The sequence below is a fragment of the Alteromonas stellipolaris genome (genome assembly GCF_001562115.1).
Classification (GTDB): domain Bacteria; phylum Pseudomonadota; class Gammaproteobacteria; order Enterobacterales; family Alteromonadaceae; genus Alteromonas; species Alteromonas stellipolaris.
Window position 1 is genome coordinate 3,081,985 of sequence record NZ_CP013926.1, and the last position, 17,700, is coordinate 3,099,684.

General features: G+C 45.1%; 15 protein-coding genes. 1 reads left to right on the forward strand and 14 read right to left on the reverse strand.

Features of this window, described 5'->3' with window-relative positions:
• Positions 1-4 precede the first annotated feature (4 nt).
• The 11 genes from AVL57_RS13180 to murJ all read right to left on the reverse strand — a co-directional run bounded on the left by AVL57_RS13180 (position 5) and on the right by murJ (position 14,252).
• Entirely contained in the window at positions 5-472 is a 468-nt protein-coding gene (locus AVL57_RS13180) for a type IV pilin protein (protein ID WP_082604875.1), read from the reverse strand.
• Positions 469-4,551: a PilC/PilY family type IV pilus protein gene (locus AVL57_RS13185; protein WP_057790659.1), complete on the reverse strand. Its 4,083-nt coding sequence runs from the start codon at positions 4,549-4,551 to the stop codon at positions 469-471. Before AVL57_RS13185 ends, AVL57_RS13180 begins: the two co-directional genes overlap by 4 nt.
• Before the next feature lie 14 nt (positions 4,552-4,565).
• The gene (locus AVL57_RS13190; protein ID WP_057790657.1) at positions 4,566-5,129 is read right to left on the reverse strand and encodes a PilX N-terminal domain-containing pilus assembly protein; all 564 of its coding nucleotides are present in this window, start codon (positions 5,127-5,129) and stop codon (positions 4,566-4,568) included.
• A complete protein-coding gene (locus tag AVL57_RS13195; RefSeq protein WP_082604874.1) occupies positions 5,126-5,971 on the reverse strand; it encodes a PilW family protein in 846 nt (281 codons plus the stop codon). The genes AVL57_RS13190 and AVL57_RS13195 overlap by 4 nt, the downstream gene beginning before the upstream one ends.
• Positions 5,968-6,600, reverse strand: a complete 633-nt coding sequence (locus AVL57_RS13200) for a prepilin-type N-terminal cleavage/methylation domain-containing protein (protein WP_057790655.1) — start codon at positions 6,598-6,600, stop codon at positions 5,968-5,970. The genes AVL57_RS13195 and AVL57_RS13200 overlap by 4 nt, the downstream gene beginning before the upstream one ends.
• A gap of 205 nt (positions 6,601-6,805) precedes the next feature.
• Positions 6,806-7,750: a 4-hydroxy-3-methylbut-2-enyl diphosphate reductase gene (ispH, locus tag AVL57_RS13205; protein WP_057790653.1), complete on the reverse strand. Its 945-nt coding sequence runs from the start codon at positions 7,748-7,750 to the stop codon at positions 6,806-6,808.
• Positions 7,751-7,752: 2 nt separating this feature from the next.
• Positions 7,753-8,220 carry an FKBP-type peptidyl-prolyl cis-trans isomerase gene (gene fkpB, locus AVL57_RS13210; RefSeq protein ID WP_057790651.1) on the reverse strand — a complete coding sequence of 156 codons (468 nt, stop codon included), beginning with the start codon at positions 8,218-8,220 and terminating at the stop codon, positions 7,753-7,755.
• Positions 8,221-8,231: 11 nt separating this feature from the next.
• Positions 8,232-8,777: a signal peptidase II gene (gene lspA / locus AVL57_RS13215; RefSeq protein ID WP_057790649.1), complete on the reverse strand. Its 546-nt coding sequence runs from the start codon at positions 8,775-8,777 to the stop codon at positions 8,232-8,234.
• Positions 8,770-11,589 (reverse strand): isoleucine--tRNA ligase, encoded by a 2,820-nt coding sequence (gene ileS, locus AVL57_RS13220; protein ID WP_057790646.1) that lies wholly within the window; start codon positions 11,587-11,589, stop codon positions 8,770-8,772. The genes lspA and ileS overlap by 8 nt, the downstream gene beginning before the upstream one ends.
• 109 nt (positions 11,590-11,698) lie before the next feature.
• Positions 11,699-12,619: a bifunctional riboflavin kinase/FAD synthetase gene (gene ribF, locus AVL57_RS13225; protein WP_057790644.1), complete on the reverse strand. Its 921-nt coding sequence runs from the start codon at positions 12,617-12,619 to the stop codon at positions 11,699-11,701.
• 76 nt (positions 12,620-12,695) lie between these two features.
• Positions 12,696-14,252, reverse strand: coding sequence for a murein biosynthesis integral membrane protein MurJ (murJ, locus tag AVL57_RS13230; RefSeq protein WP_057790642.1), 1,557 nt, complete (start codon positions 14,250-14,252; stop codon positions 12,696-12,698).
• Between the two features lie 377 nt (positions 14,253-14,629).
• On the opposite strand from murJ, the gene rpsT reads away from it, so the two are divergent.
• Entirely contained in the window at positions 14,630-14,893 is a 264-nt protein-coding gene (gene rpsT / locus AVL57_RS13235) for a 30S ribosomal protein S20 (RefSeq protein ID WP_013783316.1), read from the forward strand.
• Positions 14,894-14,984: 91 nt separating this feature from the next.
• On the opposite strand, the gene AVL57_RS13240 is transcribed toward rpsT, so the two are convergent.
• From AVL57_RS13240 to AVL57_RS13250, 3 genes are read right to left on the reverse strand one after another with little or no spacing between them, the layout of a single operon-like run.
• Positions 14,985-15,737, reverse strand: coding sequence for an SDR family oxidoreductase (locus tag AVL57_RS13240; RefSeq protein ID WP_057790639.1), 753 nt, complete (start codon positions 15,735-15,737; stop codon positions 14,985-14,987).
• Positions 15,734-16,810, reverse strand: coding sequence for a phosphotransferase family protein (locus AVL57_RS13245; RefSeq protein WP_057790637.1), 1,077 nt, complete (start codon positions 16,808-16,810; stop codon positions 15,734-15,736). The genes AVL57_RS13240 and AVL57_RS13245 overlap by 4 nt, the downstream gene beginning before the upstream one ends.
• A 3-nt stretch (positions 16,811-16,813) precedes the next feature.
• Complete coding sequence (locus AVL57_RS13250; protein ID WP_057796022.1) at positions 16,814-17,683, reverse strand: SDR family oxidoreductase; 870 nt, start codon at positions 17,681-17,683, stop codon at positions 16,814-16,816.
• Positions 17,684-17,700 lie beyond the last annotated feature (17 nt).

Here is a 17,700-nt window from a genome sequence, read left to right on the forward strand (position 1 = left end):
CTTGCTAACAAGACCAGCAATACTCGCCCGCCGCCAACGAACCATTATTGTTTACGTCCCAGCCTTTGCGGCCATCACTAAAATAAAACAGCGCGCCATCAGCAGCCTGCGCAGTTCCGCTTACTGGCGTTGCTTTTAGCTGGTAACTGGTTGCATCGGCAGACACTATGGTGAGGTTATAGCGTTTATTCGCCGCCGCTTCGGTCGAGGGAGAGTAAGTAGCAAATATGGTTGGTGCTCCCGTATTTCCGCCACCTGCGCCCGCGCCTTGGTAACTAAAAGAGCCACTATGATGACGTTCCATTGCAGCAGCAAATGCCAGCATGTCTGCTTGCGCCGAGCCTCTATATCCATCCGTCATAAAAGACTGGTATGAAGGGTAAGCAATGCTGGCAAGAATGCCAACAATGGCCACCACTATCATTAATTCAATAAGGGAAAAGCCTTTGTTTTTTTCGTCACTACTAATCACCGAGATGTATCCTCTCGCTCAGTTTCGGAATGCCAACTGCCTCGTTGTATTCGCTCAAACTTGCCATAAATATTTTGCGCTAAGCACTCGAACGCTGAACCGCAAGCCTCTTCATTGCCATCATTGTCGACACTGATAACAGTAGATGCACACTCGGTACCAAGGCACACCACAGGGCTGGTTATATCTTCAATAAGAATTTTAGTCTCTGGCGCAATCCCTGTTTGCTGTAACTCTACTGATCTATCCGAACTATCGAGTTCGCCATTATTATTGAGGTCTGATACGGCATTAGCATTAAATAAATTAACGAGATAAGCGCGGCTATTACCAGATGGCGGCGCACACAAACTGGTGCTACTAACCGCAGGCACATAAGTAGTAAAGAATATTTTGTAATCGATGATTAAGGGTGATGCCAATACTTTCTCGCCATCGGTCGTAAGCTCTATATACCACCCCGCCTTATTAGCAAAGCTTGATGCTGCCACACCTTGCTCGCCTTCATCGCTACTGGTGAGCAAATGTTCGGTAGCATTATATAAATCTGACTCATATACCGTACTCATGAAGGTAAAATGACCACTCGCATCGCGATTAAATACCCCCTCGTCTTTGAGCATATAAAAATTGTCTTCTACTGTGACATCAAGCGGTGATGCTCGCCATCCACTGCCCATTGCCACGGCATAATATAATTCCTCACCCAGCGCGACTTCCGATACATCAGGACCATAGTAAAAACGGCGGTTAGTTTCAGCGGTGTCTCCAGCAAAATCTGCCAACCTAGCCCCTTTTACAAAATTGCTGCCCGACTCGCCATTATAAATGTCCAAACGGAACAGCTGCCCGCCCATGTCACCTACATACATATGGTCAGCGAAGCCATCGTTGTCTCTGTCAATAACAGATATACGACCTGGAATACTGTAGTTCATATCAACTAGATTCAAATCTGCATCAGCATTACTGGCGTGCCAAAGTAAGCTTCCAGTGTCGGCATCGAACATATATACCGCATTTCCAACAGCATCAGCACTTCTTACTGATTTATCATCTTGCGAGTCATCGTAACCGCCGCCGATGATCATGACATTTTTCTCTTGGGTGCCGTAGCGCACTTTTGTGATAGTGGGGCGCGACCATGTTTGGCCTAATTTCTCAAGACCCGTGGAGCCCCCTTCAATCACAAACTTAACGGTTGGCGACGTCTTCTGGGTTACATCAAACACATAATAGTTACGGCCACCTCGGCGCATTCCTAAATACAAATAAGTTGATGTGCCCACTGTGCGTAACACCATCTCGCCGTCTAAGCCATAAACGTGATTAAACGTAGAAATATCTTCATAAAAGTGGTGCAAGTTTGGCAGTAACGCCTTAGGCATAATGCCGAAGTTTTCTTCGCCGGTTTCTGCATCGAACGAATGAAGCATACCTTGGTTTGTAGCAACTAATATGGCTGAATCTGTACTACCGTAATTGACCACTACAGGCTGTGAATGAATGGGGTCGCCCATTTGAAGCCGATAGTCAGTGGTATCACCATCGCCATCATTATCTTTGACATCTAGGCCTCGTGCCCATTTGAGCAGCACTTCGCGAAGCTCTTCTGCATCAAGCTCATCATCCACACCTAATAATGCCGTCGTAATATCACTGTTGTCTTCATGCAATTCATTACTAGATTGGACAATGTTGCCAGCACCATCGAAAACATACAAATTACGGTTAGATGTCATTTTACTCGCGGTACCGCCCTCTCGAACATCACTACCATCAGCAAGGGTCGACCAATAGCTATGGGAGGTATCCTTAAAGAACCCCGTATCACCATCAACAGCAACCAATGAATTTTGATCTAAAATATTCTCACCATCTAATCGGTAACGTTTAAGGTTACCTGGCCAGATAGCACCTTCACTGGGCTTAAACAACGCAAAGTAGAGTTCATCGTTATGGGTCAAGCGATTAAGTTGATTCACCGCTACACCGGGTGATACGAAGGTTGAATTAACATCTTTTACGGAGCGTAGAATAGTGTTGAATGCCTCAAGTAGCTCAGTGCTGTCATCGGCTTGATAGAATCCACCACCACTTTGCACTGCCAGTTGGTTCAAGAAGTTGTTGGCAGTACTATTCGCTGCAAATCCTATTGTATGGGTGATCACGCGACGCCCAATAACCGAAGTATCGGAGTCACTGACATTTTTCACTAGATTTAAACCACACTTTTCGCCGCCACTTCCGGTACAGCTTTCACCTAGTAATGATTCGATAAGGGATACACTGTGGTTATTGTTTGCTTCACCATCTGACAGTAAAACAATATGGTTGTTGGTCTGGCACTGCAGATCGCTAACCGGTGATATATAGGTTGCCCCGCTAGGGATATATTCATTAATACAGTCGCTATCAGATAGGTTGTCATCGGAACACCCATTGGGTTGAACCGCATCTGCGCCCAAATATGCACTTCTGTGACTGACTCGCGTATTCTTCCTCACCGTATTTGAAACATTATAATTACCACGAGTTAGCCCGTAATCAACGTCTCTGCCGCCGTAATAGTTAACAGCTTCGTAAAGGGTATCTACGATGGGCGTATAACCACTGGCAGTAAGCTCATCCACTTTACTAACTAAGTGTTCTCTAACTGTCGATGTCTGCCCAGGCGAAGCTGAACCATTGAACTTAACCACTAGTTTTGCCGCGGAAGACTGGGAACCACTGTAGGTATACGCACCTCGATAACCGGTAAAGTCACTGAACACGAAAGCCATCGCATTACCAGATTGCCAGCCCGATCTATCTACAATCTCTTTAACAACACCTGATATATCCGGTGAAGCGTAATCGTTGCCCGATGAGAACGACCCCATATTCCAGGTTACACCCGACGTTTTTCCAATATTTCTAAGCAAATAACGATTGCCTGAGGAAAAGTCGTCAGCATCATTATCTGCAACACCGCGAATTAACATGCTCGAGTTATTAGTGTTGTAGCTACTATAAGCGGTAAGTTCTATATAAGCTTCCGAAATTTCAGCGCCTTGAGGGATGTTTACATTTTGAAATCGAACACCGATATAACTGTTATAGCTGCTTGAGAAAGTAAGCTCTGAGCCTGTATTCTCATACCCGTTGTTGTTTTCTTCTATGTTGTCGTTAGAACGGCTAACCTGGTAAACACTTTCACCACTGATACAACCTGTAGCGGTTGCATCATCATAAGACACCACCAATTGAGGTGATCCGGTTTGCCCAGCGTCAAATGCCCGGGCTTCACGGCTGCTGGCAGCATCTGAACTTGTGCCTTCTATAAGAATATTGAGGTCGTCCCCCCCACACCACTGTGGCAAATCTACAATTTCTTGAATAACCGATGAGATATCGGGCGTGGCAATGATCTCATCAGCAGATGGAAAGTCATTATTACTTATCCATTCAACTTCTGACGCGGTTTTCGTTCTTGAAGAAAGGTTATTATATGCCGTCGAAAATTCCGTACTAGTGGCTGACGCTTCACCGCTTATGGTGAGTGTGGTGCCTGCTATATTAAATTTTTCTGATGTAAAACGAAGGTGCGCACTCACTATCGTGGCCCCCTGAGGAATATTCATCTCAGTAAAACGCATTCCTGATGTAACTACATTTGTGCCTGAACTCAATACTAGGTCATTAGCCGTAGTATTTACCGTACCATTAATCTCTGATGCATCGTGGCTACTTGCCCCTGTTGAGGTGATGAGTTCCGGTTGAATGGCATCATCAATTCCGCTTACTGGGAAAAGTATAGGGCCACCATAATCTGAGAAGCGCATAAGGCCTGCATCTATATTAGTGGCTGAGGTTAACGCCTCTTTAAGGGCATTTTGTACTCTTAGAATACGGGATTGGCCGGTACCATCTTTGCCCGTCATACTGCCGGAGGTGTCCATGATAAAAAGCACATTTGGATTATAAGTTGCCGACTCTGACGCCGTGCCTAAGTAGATATCCAAATCATCACCGACAGCGGAAAAGCCAATGCAAGAAAACATCACTACCGAGACAAAAAAACTACTTACGCGTTTCATAATTATTACTCTTTTTATTGTGATGCAGGGCCAAACACTGATGCCGCTAGAGAGTTCGCAACCACCGTAGATTTACTACCTACTTTGCCGCAGCCTCTAATAATAAACACGTGGCAATTTACGTTGCTACCACCAATCACGTTGCTTGAGCCACGACACGCTTGCTCTCTTATAAACGCAGTACGAGACCAACTCTTGGTACTTGCCATTGTTTGATAAGTACCATTTGTTGTGTGTTCATTGCCCCATGAGAGACCACCTTCGGTCATGTACCTATCAGTCCATTCATTTTCATCGAAGCAGCTCATTGCTTCTGTTTCTGGATCGTAGGGATCAAGCTGGCGTGCCGCAGAAAGAGGATCTACTTTAGTGTCATCTTGTAATAGCGATTCATCCTCTGACTCAAAAAACACTCCCGCAATAGCCGCTTCTGCCGCGTCGAACGCTAGCCCAGTCTGTTGCATCGACATTGCCATTTTAGATTGGGACAAACTGCTGGTTACCGCGCTTACGCCTAAAATAGTAAGGGAGAGCAGCACTAACAATGCAAACACCATTACTAATCCACGCTGTTTCATTGAATGCTCCTAACAAAGTTTTTCATATTTCGAAGTGACACGGTTTTAGTAAAGACCTGATAATAATGGGTCGAGTCTAGCGTGACTTGATTCTCGTTTAGTAAGGCAAATGTAGGGGCTGAGGTTTGCTGTACTTGGTTTTGATAGCTTTTAAGTAAGATAGCCCAGCGCAACGCAACCACCTGTTGATTCTGTGCTCGTAGCGCTGCCAACCTATCTGCCGTCACATAGGTTATCGCTTGCCCGTTGGAATTCTCAGCAACATCACTAACGCCATATTGAAGCTGGAAGTTACTGACATTGTCTAGCAAGGTCACAGTATTCGGTGAAACCGATTGTGTTTTAAGGCCCCGTAATACTCGACCGTCGTAGCCTGTACATCTAAATTCATTGCCGCTAACGTAGTATCGGTTTACCACATGAAACTCATCATCGGCAGCGTAGCCATGTTTACTGCCCGTACAATCTGCAAGTGCAAGTAAACTCACCACTAACTCATCACTTGCGCCACTCGATGCTTGCGTGCTCCCGAGCGTGGCATTTGAGGCAAAGTCTCCGGCCAAACCAATCGGCCTATTTTCAATAAATCCAGCCTCCGCCACCGTATCAACTGAATCATCGATAGAAGCAACAATAGTGTCGTAGCGACCAATTTCGTAAAATTCACTACTGAGCCGGCTAGTTATATAACGTCCAGATTCCTGAACCTGTGACACCGCTTGATTAAGCTTATTCGTTACACTGCTACTCACTAATACCTGAATTATAGCGCCAGATATAACCAACCCTAACGCCAATGAAATCATTAATTCTACAAGAGAAAAACCCTGTGCACGCTTCACAAGGTTAAATCCTTTATTACGCAGGCATTACTGTCTGATTCATTTGGATTGCAACGCGTATTCAAGGTATAAGATTGATTACCTGCTGATGATACTGGCCACGCTAGAATAACTTGCAATCGTGAGCCCGCACTGCAACTGTAAACATCCGCGGCGTTATTATCTGCACAGGTTAACGATAATGTAGTTTGAGGGTTAGTTTGCACTGCTGCGCATGAAAGTGCCCAGCCATCGTATTTCGCCATATCCTGCTCGTTGCAGGTGGCCGTTTCGCAATTGGGCACCCCAGTAGGGCGACTCAAACAAAAACATTTGTATGGGTGAGTAGCACCTGAACAACTAAGCCCGTTAAAATTGTAGTTGCTTGCATTAAAATATTGGTTGTTGACCACAATGCCATCCCCTACCGTTGCCACGCGCGCAGCAGCACGCAAACGTTCAGCTACCTGAGCTGCAACAAATTCGCTTTGCGTACGGCTAATCGCATCTTTGTTGGCAAACGAACCGGTGAATTGAAGTGCGGCCACACCGAGTAAACCAATAGCAAGAATGAACATAGTGACAAGGACCTCTATAAGGCCAACGCCTTGTTGGTTACCTAATCCACTAGTGTTTATCGTTTGATTCATAGTCCCTGCATTGCACGGTGGCATTCACGCTAAAATTTAGACACAACCTTATGTTTAGCATTCTATGCTAAAAATTTCTTGCCCAAGGTATTAGCAACCATAAAACGTATAAGATTGTATTACCATTAGACGATAGCGTAAAAAAAAGCACCGCATATCAATGCAGTGCTTTCAAATGCAACCCAATTTTTATACCTAAACGGCGTTAGCTTACTTGTTTAACTCTAAGCTCTTTGGGAACCGCGAATTCAACATTTTCTTCTCGGCCTGCACGTTCAGAGGCAGATACCGCACCCCATGCTTTAAGCCTATCAACCACGCCTTGCACTAGCACCTCAGGTGCTGAAGCTCCGGCAGTCACACCTATGTGTTCAACGCCTTCAAGCCAGCTTTCCTGAATGCAATTCGCATCGGCAATTAAGTGCGCTTTTGCACCAATCTTTTCGGCTAGCTCACGTAAGCGATTTGAATTTGAGCTATTTTGCGCACCCACTACCAATAATACTTGGCAGTCTTGAGACAAATCCCGCACGGCGTCTTGACGATTTTGTGTGGCATAGCAAATATCGTCTTTACGAGGCCCTTGAATATCAGGGAAACGTTCACGTAATGCATCAATGACATCTGCGGTGTCATCAACTGACAACGTCGTTTGGCTACAGTAATAGAGGTTTTTGGCGTCCTTCACTTCAAGGGTCGCCACATCAGCCTCAGACTCAACAAGGTAAATCCCACCCTCATTGTTACTGTACTGCCCCATCGTACCCTCTACTTCAGGGTGCCCTGCATGGCCAATCAAAATACACTCAGTGCCTGTTTTACTCGCACGGGTCACTTCCATATGCACTTTAGTCACCAACGGACAAGTAGCGTCAAATACCTTTAAGCCTCGATTTTCAGCTTCTTTTCTTACTGCTTGAGAAACCCCATGGGCAGAAAAGATAACAATGCAGTTATCGGGCACTTCATGCAATTCATCTACAAAAATAGCGCCACGCTCACGTAGCCCATCTACCACAAATTTATTGTGAACGACTTCATGGCGAACATAGATAGGCGGCTCAAATATTTCGAGCGCTCTTTCTACAATAGTGATGGCTCTGTCTACACCGGCACAAAAGCCACGAGGGTTAGCGAGATGAATTTGCATAATTACTGGTCACCTTCTGGAGTAGGTGCGGCTTTCACATCAACTATTTCAACATCGAAAATAACCGTTTGCCCAGCTAATGGGTGGTTAAAATCAACCGTGATAGAGTCGCCCGCTACACTTCTGATAATACCGGGTATTTCTGAGCCATCTGGCTGAGAAAATGCAAGAATAGCACCTTCTTGAATTTCTAAATCAGCACCAAATCGGCTTCTATCCATGTAATGGATATTATTTGGGTTAGGCTCACCAAAGGCATCGTTCGCAGCTAGCGTAAATGATTTCTTTTCACCTTTTTGAAGCCCTAATAAGCAAGCTTCAAAGTTGGGGGTAAGACTACCGTCACCCATTACCATTTTCGCAGGCTTATTGTTTACACGGGTGCTGTCAGCGGCTGAGCCATCTTCAAGTTTTAAATCAAAGTGAAGTATAACTTCGCTGTCAGAACCAATAATAAGGTTGTCGGTCATTGTGGCTCCGGTTACTGCTTTGACGTATTGGCTGAATCGGCGCTTTTATGCTTCTCACCGTTCTTGAACATATCAATAATTAAAAGGGCTGCACCAATAAATATAGCGCTATCGGCAATATTGAAGGCAGGCCAGTGCATGTTGTTTACGTGAAAATCGAGAAAATCGATAACGTACCCATGCACTAAACGATCGTACACATTACCTAGCGCGCCACCTAATATAAAAGAAAAGGCGACAGGCAACAGGGTTTGGTTTTTAGGCGATTGTTTCAACCACCATAAAATAACCACACTGACAACAGTCGCGATGGCAGTAAAAAACCATCGCTGCCAGCCACCGGCACTATCAAGAAAGCTAAACGCTGCGCCATAATTATGTACGTACGTTAAATTGAAAAACGGTAATACCTCTATTGATTGATAAAGTGACATACCGCCTAACACTGCGTACTTACTAACTTGGTCGAGCACGAAAGCAATTAGGGTTATCCAAAGAAACCGTAAACCGGTTTCACTGAATAGCTTAGGCTTGGTATCCGCCGAAGTATTAAGCATACTGACGCGTTTCCCCTTCGCCATCAATGTTAGTTACACAACGGCCACATAGCTCTTCATGCCCTTCGTGGGTACCAACATCTTCGCGATGGTGCCAACAACGAACACATTTGTCGCCGCTTGCTTTGTTTACGCTTAACCATAGGCCTTCAACATCGGTAGCAGCAGCATTGTCTGGTGCGCTGTCTACTTTTGTCAGGTTCACTGCTGATGTAATCAATACAAAGCGCAATTCATCTTCAAGTGAGGCCAAGGTGTTAAACAAAGACTCTGTAGCATACAGGTCAATCTTCGCTTCTAACGAGCCGCCTAGCTGACCATCTTTACGAGCTTGCTCCATGGCTTGGTTAGCTGCGTCTTTCACGCTTAATACCTGATGCCAAAGTTCATCGTTAAATACGTCGCTTTGGGTGAAGCTGTTAAAGCCTTCGTACCAGGTTTCGGTAAACACAAATTCACTACGCTCGCCCGGTAAAGCTTCCCAAATCTCTTGCGCTGTAAAGCTTGTGATTGGTGCCATCCAGCGAACTAACGCTTCCATAATATGGTAAAGCGCAGTTTGGCAAGAACGACGTGCATTGCCGTCTGATTTCGCCGTGTACTGTCTGTCTTTAATCACGTCTAGGTAGAAAGAACCCAACTCGATTGAGCAGAAGTGCATTAGCTTTTGCGTTACTACTAGCAAGTCATACTTTTCAAACGCTTCAACAAGTTCTTCCTGTAGTGCTTTAGCACGGGCTACAATCCAGCGATCCAGTGCCACCATCTCTTCTTCTGGCAAAGCATCTTCTGGCACAAAGCCATTAAGGTTTGCCAATAAGAAACGTGAAGTATTACGTAGGCGGCGATATGCATCAGCAGCACGTTTTAGAATTTCATCAGATACCGCAATTTCACCGCGGTAATCGGTAGAAGCAACCCATAGACGAAGAATGTCTGCGCCTAGTTTGTTCGTTACTTCTTGCGGCGCAACAACGTTACCAACCGACTTCGACATCTTTCTGCCGTGGGCATCAACGGTAAAGCCGTGGGTTAATACTTCTTTGTAAGGCGCATGGCCATGCATAGCAGTAGATGTCATAAGTGATGACATAAACCAACCACGGTGTTGGTCTGACCCTTCAAGGTACAAATCGGCGCTAGCTGGAATGTCTTCACGTTGATCAACCACAAAGTAATGCGTTACACCTGAGTCGAACCATACGTCTAGGGTATCGGTCACTTTATCGTAGTTATCGGCTTCGCTACCTAGTAGTGCAGCATCGTCGATATCCCACCAAGCTTGAATGCCTTTGGTTTCAACTTCAGCGGCCACTTTTTCCATAAGTGCAACCGACTCAGGATGAAGTTCACCGGTAAGCTTGTGCACGTATAATGGAATTGGCACACCCCATGTACGTTGGCGAGAAATACACCAATCTGGGCGACCTTCTACCATTTTCTGGATGCGGTTTTCGCCCCACTCTGGGATCCACTTGGTTTGCTTAATTTGTTCGATTGACTCAGCACGTAGGCCCTTTTTGTCCATGCTGATGAACCACTGCGGCGTAGCACGAAAAATAATAGGCGTTTTATGGCGCCAGCAATGGGGGTAGCTGTGCTCGTATTTCACGTTAAGCACTAGGTTACCGTGCTCTTTTACCGTTTCAACAATGGTATCGTTGGCTTTAAATACGAACTGGCCAGCAAACAAAGGGGTGTTTTCTAAATACACACCGTTATTACCAACTGGGTTGTACACTTCAATGTCGTATTGTTTACCTACATTGAAATCGTCAACACCGTGAGCAGGCGCGGTATGAACACAACCAGTGCCTGATTCAGTGGTAACGTGCTCGCCTAAAATAAGCGGTACTTTTAAATCTAAGAACGGATGATTAACCAATAATCGCTCTAGGCTTGAACCTACACAGGTCGCCACTTCACGATATTCTTCAATACCGTAGCGCGTCATGCAGCTTTCAAGTAAGTCTTGTGCTACTACTAACCATTCGCTGGTCGACGTAATTTCAACAATCGCGTAGGTTAATTCTGGGTGCAAGCTGATGGCGCGGTTTGCAGGCAATGTCCACGGTGTGGTTGTCCAGATAACAACACCGGTTTTATGCGCAGTTAAATCTTCACTACTTACACCAAACGCAGCCGCGATAGCGTCTACATCAGCAACAGGGAATTTCACATCGATAGCAGGTGAAATTTTGTCTTGGTATTCTACTTCTGCTTCTGCCAACGCAGAACCACAGTCAGTACACCAGTGAACAGGCTTGAAGCCTTTTTCTAAATGGCCTGATTTAACCACTTTACCCAGTGCGCGAATAATGTCTGCTTCTGAGCGAAAATCCATGGTTTTATAAGGATTATCCCACGTACCAAACACGCCAAGGCGTTTGAAGTCAGCCATTTGGCCGTCAATTTGACGTTGTGCGTATTCACGGCACTTTTGGCGAAACTCAGCAGCCGTCACTTTTTTGCCAGGCTTACCAACTTTCTTTTCTACCATTAATTCGATAGGCAAACCGTGACAGTCCCAACCCGGCACATAAGGCGAGTCGAAATCTGACAAGGTTTTAGACTTAACAATAATGTCTTTCAGAATTTTATTTACTGCGTGACCAATATGAATATCGCCGTTTGCGTACGGAGGGCCATCATGAAGAATGAAAGGCTTCTTACCTTTCTTCGCTTCTCTAATCTTTGTGTATACCCCTTTTTCTTGCCAGTCTTTAAGCATTTTAGGCTCACGCTGAGCAAGGTTACCGCGCATTGGAAAGGCGGTTTCAGGTAGGTTTAATGTGGCTTTATAATCACTCATATAATTGTATTATCCGGTTACCTTTAATAATACCCAACGCCTCGTTAGGCGTTGTATAGGCTTGCATTGGTCGACGCTATGATAAGCGTGGTGACTTTATCACGTTTCACTATTCTAATAACAGGCGCGCCTTAGCGGCATCGGCCTGAATTTGTGCTTTTAGTATCTCAAACGAGTCAAATTTCTGTTCATCTCGTATTTTTGCAACAGGAAACACGGTCATTGGTTTCCCATACAGGTCGGCTGACATATCGAAGATATGCACTTCTAATTGGTTTCGCACACCATTTAACGTGGGACGAGTGCCTATGTTTGCCACACCATTGAATTTCTTTCCATCTACGGCAACGTGTACTGCAAATACACCGTGAATAGGCGCCCTGCAACGTTTCAGCATGACATTCGCGGTAGGAAACCCTATGGTCCGCCCTTTCTTTTCACCATGAACCACGCGGCCATATACAGCAAACGGCCTACCTAACATTTCTTCGGCAAGCGCAAAATCAGAGTCAGCGAGGGCTTCGCGTACTGCAGTAGAGCTAATGCGATGTGCATGCATCATAAAGCTTTGTGTGCTAACCACTTCAAAGCCGTACTTTTGCCCAGCGGCTTGCAGCATGGCAAAGTCGCCCTGACGACCTTGTCCAAAGCGAAAGTCATCGCCTACCACAAGAAATTTAACGCCTAACTTATCCACCAGCAAATCATGCACGAAGGTATCGGCACTTTGACTAGCAAAGGCTCTGTTGAAACGCACTGCCAATAAACGATTGACGCCCTGCTGTTTCAGCAATTCGTACTTTTCACGCAATGGACTAATTCGAGCTGGCGCAGTGTCAGGCGTAAATACTTCCTCAGGTTGAGGTTCGAACACCATCACTGTAGCCGGCAACCCAAGTGCTTTGGCTTTTTGAAGCACATTACCCAGTACTGCCTGATGGCCCAAGTGCACACCATCAAATTTCCCGATGGTAAGTACACACCCACTGTGCTGCGGTTTTACGTTGTTAAGCCCGCGGATAAATTCCACAATTAGCCACTGCCTTTAGTTACTACTGAAAATTCAAAGCTCGCGATTATAAACGACCCAGCACGGAATACCAATATTACCCGCCCCCACTTTTGAAATGACGACGCCTTGCACCTAATAAAATCATGCATGAAAAGAAGGCAGCTGCAGATAATGCGATAGTTATAGCAACATCCATTACTTGTACTATCCATTCAAGGTCGAAAAATTCCACGCCCTTATCACGATAAAAAATCACCGCCCCCATTACCGTACTGGCAATAAGCACGCGAAGTATGAACATCACGGACGTACGGCTAAGCACAAAAACACCTTGCTTGTGCAGGGTAATATACAGCAGTGCGGCGTTCAGCGTGGCCGACATGCTAGTGGCAATGGCTAGGCCAATATAGCCAAAGGGAATAGCTAACAGATTAAACACCATGTTTGCCGCCATGCACCAAATACCAAATCTAACGGGGGTTTTGGTGTCTTGTCTCGAGTAAAACCCTGGCGCGAGTACCTTTACTAACATGAAACTAAGCAAGCCGAAGGCATAAGCTGTTAATGAATAAGACGCCATAGTAGCGGTTTCAGCCGTAAAGGCGCCCCGCTGAAATATCACCGTTAAAATTGGCCTGGCCATTGTCGCCAGTCCTACTGCAGCTGGAATACCCAGTAAGCACACCATGCGAAACGCCCAATCTATGTTTGCTGAAAAGGCTTTCGGATCTTTACTCACATGATTACGTGACAGCGCAGGCAATATTACGGTAGCGATGGCGATACCAAACAGCCCTAACGGAAATTCAAGCAAGCGGTCGGAGTAGTACAGCCAGCTAATAGAGCCCGTCATAAGGAAGCTGGCAATGAAAGTATCGAACAATAAGTTAATTTGCCCCACCGATACCCCGAATAAAGCAGGGATCATAAGGGTGCGTACCTTAACAACGTTTTCATCTCGCCAACCCCATTTAGGCTTAACTAATAAACCCGCCCGATACAGAAACGGCAATTGAAAGGCAAGTTGTACTATGCCACCTATAAAGACCCCCCACGCTAATGCAAAGGCGGGTTGGTCCATATCGGGGGCTAAAAATACTGCACAGGCAATAATACATACGTTGAGTAGCACGGGTGTAAACGCTGCCACTGCAAATTTATTTAGTGTATTTAATATAGCCCCAGCCAGCCCAGTTAATGATACAAAGGCAAGATACGGAAAGGTGATTTTTAACATAGTAGAGGCGAGTAAGAATTTATCGCCCGCTTCATCGCCCTGCATCCACGCAATGAACCAGCCTGTGCCAAATAACGCGGCTAAAACAGGGGATGCTATTACACCAATAAGAGAAACGATAAATACTATGGCTCCGAGTGTGCCGGATATTTTAGCGACAAACGCTTTAAGCTCTGCTTTCTCGTGATTTTGGTGTACTTCGGTTAATACCGGAATAAATGCTTGCGCGAATGCACCTTCGGCAAATAAGCGGCGCAGGAAGTTAGGAATTTTATTTGCAAAGAAAAACACGTCGGCGGCGGCGCCATCCCCCATTAGCTTTGCGACTACCACATCTCGCACTAGCCCTAATACGCGGGATATCAATGTCATTACACTGACAATAAGGCCTGATTTTAATAACTTCCGTGACACTAAGACTATTCCAATAAATGCATTTCATTCAGTTAAGCGCTCAATCATAACGAAACCCCGCAAAGGGCGAAACGTATTATTCAAAATATAAGTGCATCTCATGAATTTTTTTTGCTATAATCCGCGCCCGTTGTGGGTATGGTTTCGTGCTGTTCCATCTGTACATGAGTACATAGCCATTTCGTTCTGCACTTTTTATGTAGCGCTTATTAGCTTTTTACTAAGAACAGGACGAAAAACCAAAGCATTCGATAAACATCTTATTTAATGTAGAAATTAACTTTCTACTTATTGGGTTAAATCGTTTGACTTTTGGCTGGATGATAGGCAAAATCCGCACCCTCGTTTTTGACATGAATTTATTTGGGAGTTACACCTTGGCTAACATCAAGTCTGCTAAGAAACGTGCAATCCAAGCCGAAAAGCGTCGCCAGCATAACGCTAGCCGTCGCTCCATGACTCGTACAAGCTTGAAGAAAGTAGTAGCTGCTATCGCTAGTGGTGATAAAGAAGGTGCACAAACTGCATTTGCTGCTGCAACTCCGATTCTTGACAGAATGGCTACTAAAGGTTTGATTCACAAGAATAAAGCTGCTCGTCACAAGAGCCGCCTAGCTGCACAAATTAAAGCTTTAGCTTAAATTTTACAGTTAGTAAAAAAGCGCCTATTGGCGCTTTTTTTGTGCCTTTTATTTGAGGCTTTTATCAGAACCTTTTATCAGAACCTTAGCCCTAACTCATTTTGCGAATGGTGCTAGAAGGCGCAACACGTAGTATCCAATGTAATAACGCCCACGGCCAACTTGGCACATAAGACACTGCTTTTTCCTTATTAATCGCTTTTACCAACGCTTTACAGCCGGTCTCAGTATCGACAATAAACGGTACTTTCTCTACGGTTTCATTAATTTCGGTACGAATAAACCCTGGATGAACACAGCTCACCTTAATTGGTGTATTCATCACATCCAAACGAATACCCTCTGTCATCGACGTAAGCCCTGCTTTAGTGGCCGCATACACTGTCATGGCTCGCCTAAAGCCTCTTACCGCACTAATTGATGAAATCGTCACTAGGTGACCTGCATTTTGCGCTCTAAAAATGGTCATGGCCGCTTCGGCTTGTGCAAGTGCTGCCACAAAATTAGTCTCTGCGGTTTGCTTATTCGCATTAAAAAAACCCGTGCCAATAGAGGCACCTTTACCCATTCCCGCGTTGATGATAACTCTATCGAGTTGCCCCATCTCTTGTTTAAATGCGTCAAACACTTCAAAAACCGCGTTGTGGTCGTTCACGTCAAGCGACTTAATTAGCACCTTGATGTTAGGGTTTACTGCTAGTAGTTCACTTCTAAGCGCCTCTAGGCGGTCTAAACGCCTTGCGCACAATGCTAAGTTGCTTCCTTGCTTTGCGAACTCCGCCGCCATTCCTTTACCAAGGCCTGAGCTAGCCCCCGTTATCAGAATATTTTGTCTTGTTGTCATTTTCTTTTTCCTGATTTACGAATGGCCTTTTTACAACGCCACATTAAATAATGAATGAATATCCAAAAGTTTTTAAACGCTGGGTTATTGGTTTGCCCATGGTGATAGCGGTAGTAGATTTGCTGTGCAATACCCGCTAAACGAAACAAGCCATACACTTCATAGAAAGTGAAATCATCAACGTCAATATCCATTTGCTTGCAGTAATAAGCCACCACTTCATCTCGTGTCATCATGCCTTTTAGATGAGTGGGCTGCCTACGTGTAGATTGAGCGAGAAAATCATCATCTGCATTAACCCAATAGGCCAACGTATTGCCCAAGTCCATCAAGGGATCGCCAAGAGTGGCCAACTCCCAATCAAGCACACCTAAAATTTTGGTGTAGTCGTTAGGATCTAACACCACATTGTCGAATCTAAAATCGTTGTGAGTAATGCAAATACGCTCTTCACTTGGCATATTAGCTTTAAGCCAGCGCATAACACCTTTGCCCGAAGGGACATTCCAAGTTTTTGCTTTGGTGTAGCGCTCACTCCAGCCGGTAATTTGGCGTTCTATATAACCGCTACCTTTGCCAATAGTGTCTAAACCTGCCGCTTTATAGTCAACTTTGTGCAGCTCTATTAAGCTATCAAGTACATTTTTGCACAACTGACGCGTCTGTTCTGAAGAGGTCTTTAAATCGCGAGGAAGATTCTTACGGGGAATAACGCCAGTCAGCTTTTCCATGATATAGAATTCTGTACCAATCACGGCTTCATCATCGCAATACGCTAGCATGTCAGGCACATAACTATAAACCGGCTTCAGCGCGGCTTGAAGACGATATTCACGCCCCATATCATGGGCACCTTTCGCTTTAGTGCCCGCGGGTGCACGGCGTAATATTAACGACGTATTGTCGTATTCAAGACAGTAGGTCCAGTTAGACGCACCGCCTGAATATTGTGTCACCCTAGGTGTGCCGATAAGGTTTTGAATATGATTTTTCAGCCACCCATCGACAACATTAACGTCTAGTTCTTCGCCTTCTCTTACTGATACTGCTTTATCTAATACTGTATTCGTCATGGGTTACCGTCTTTCCATTGCACGTTTCATCGCTTTAGTTTGTTTTAGCATGTTATTAATATAGGTCTGGGTGGGTAATAGTTTTTTCATCAAAAATGCCCGTTTACCTAATTTGTGGGTAAGGATTAAAAACCGCTTTTGGGTAACCTGATCACAGATACTTTGCGCCACCTCTTCTTTAGTCATATCTGCTTTTTTAAAGAACCGCGCCATCATTTTATGCATAGCGGGGTTGTCGCTTCGCATCGACTCATCAAGGTTGGTTTTGAAAAAACTAGGGCACACCACGCTCACATCGATATTATCGGGAGCAAGCTCTAGCTTCATGGTTTCAGACAGTGATACCACAGCCGCCTTCACTGCGTTGTAACTGTTCATGTAAGGAATAGGCGTTAGCCCCGCTTGCGACGCTATATTTACAAAATAGCCCCCGCCCTGCGCTTTAAACAAAGGCAATATAGCCTTGCTGACACGCACCATACCTAGCAGGTTAATATCGAAAATCCATTTCCACTGGTCAATACTTTCATCACTTAAACTACCGCCAGACGCTACGCCAGCGTTGTTGAACACAAGATCAACACCGCCCCATTGTGCTTCTATAGCGCTAACCAAATTAGCGACTTCATCGTCTTGGGTAATGTCACATGGCTGATAGAAAGCCTCTGTACCTTTTTCTGTTAGTAAGGCAAGCGTTTCTAGCCCTCGCTCCTCATGGATATCAGCGATACATATTTTCAGTTTTTCGCCGCGTTTACTGTGCTCGTTAATTAATGCAAGTGCTATGGCTTGCCCTAGTCCCGTGGCGCCACCGGTAATAAGGATGCGTTTTTCTTTATCGTTTGTTTTTATATGACTTGTCTTTGTACCCATGTTTTTGTACTCGTATG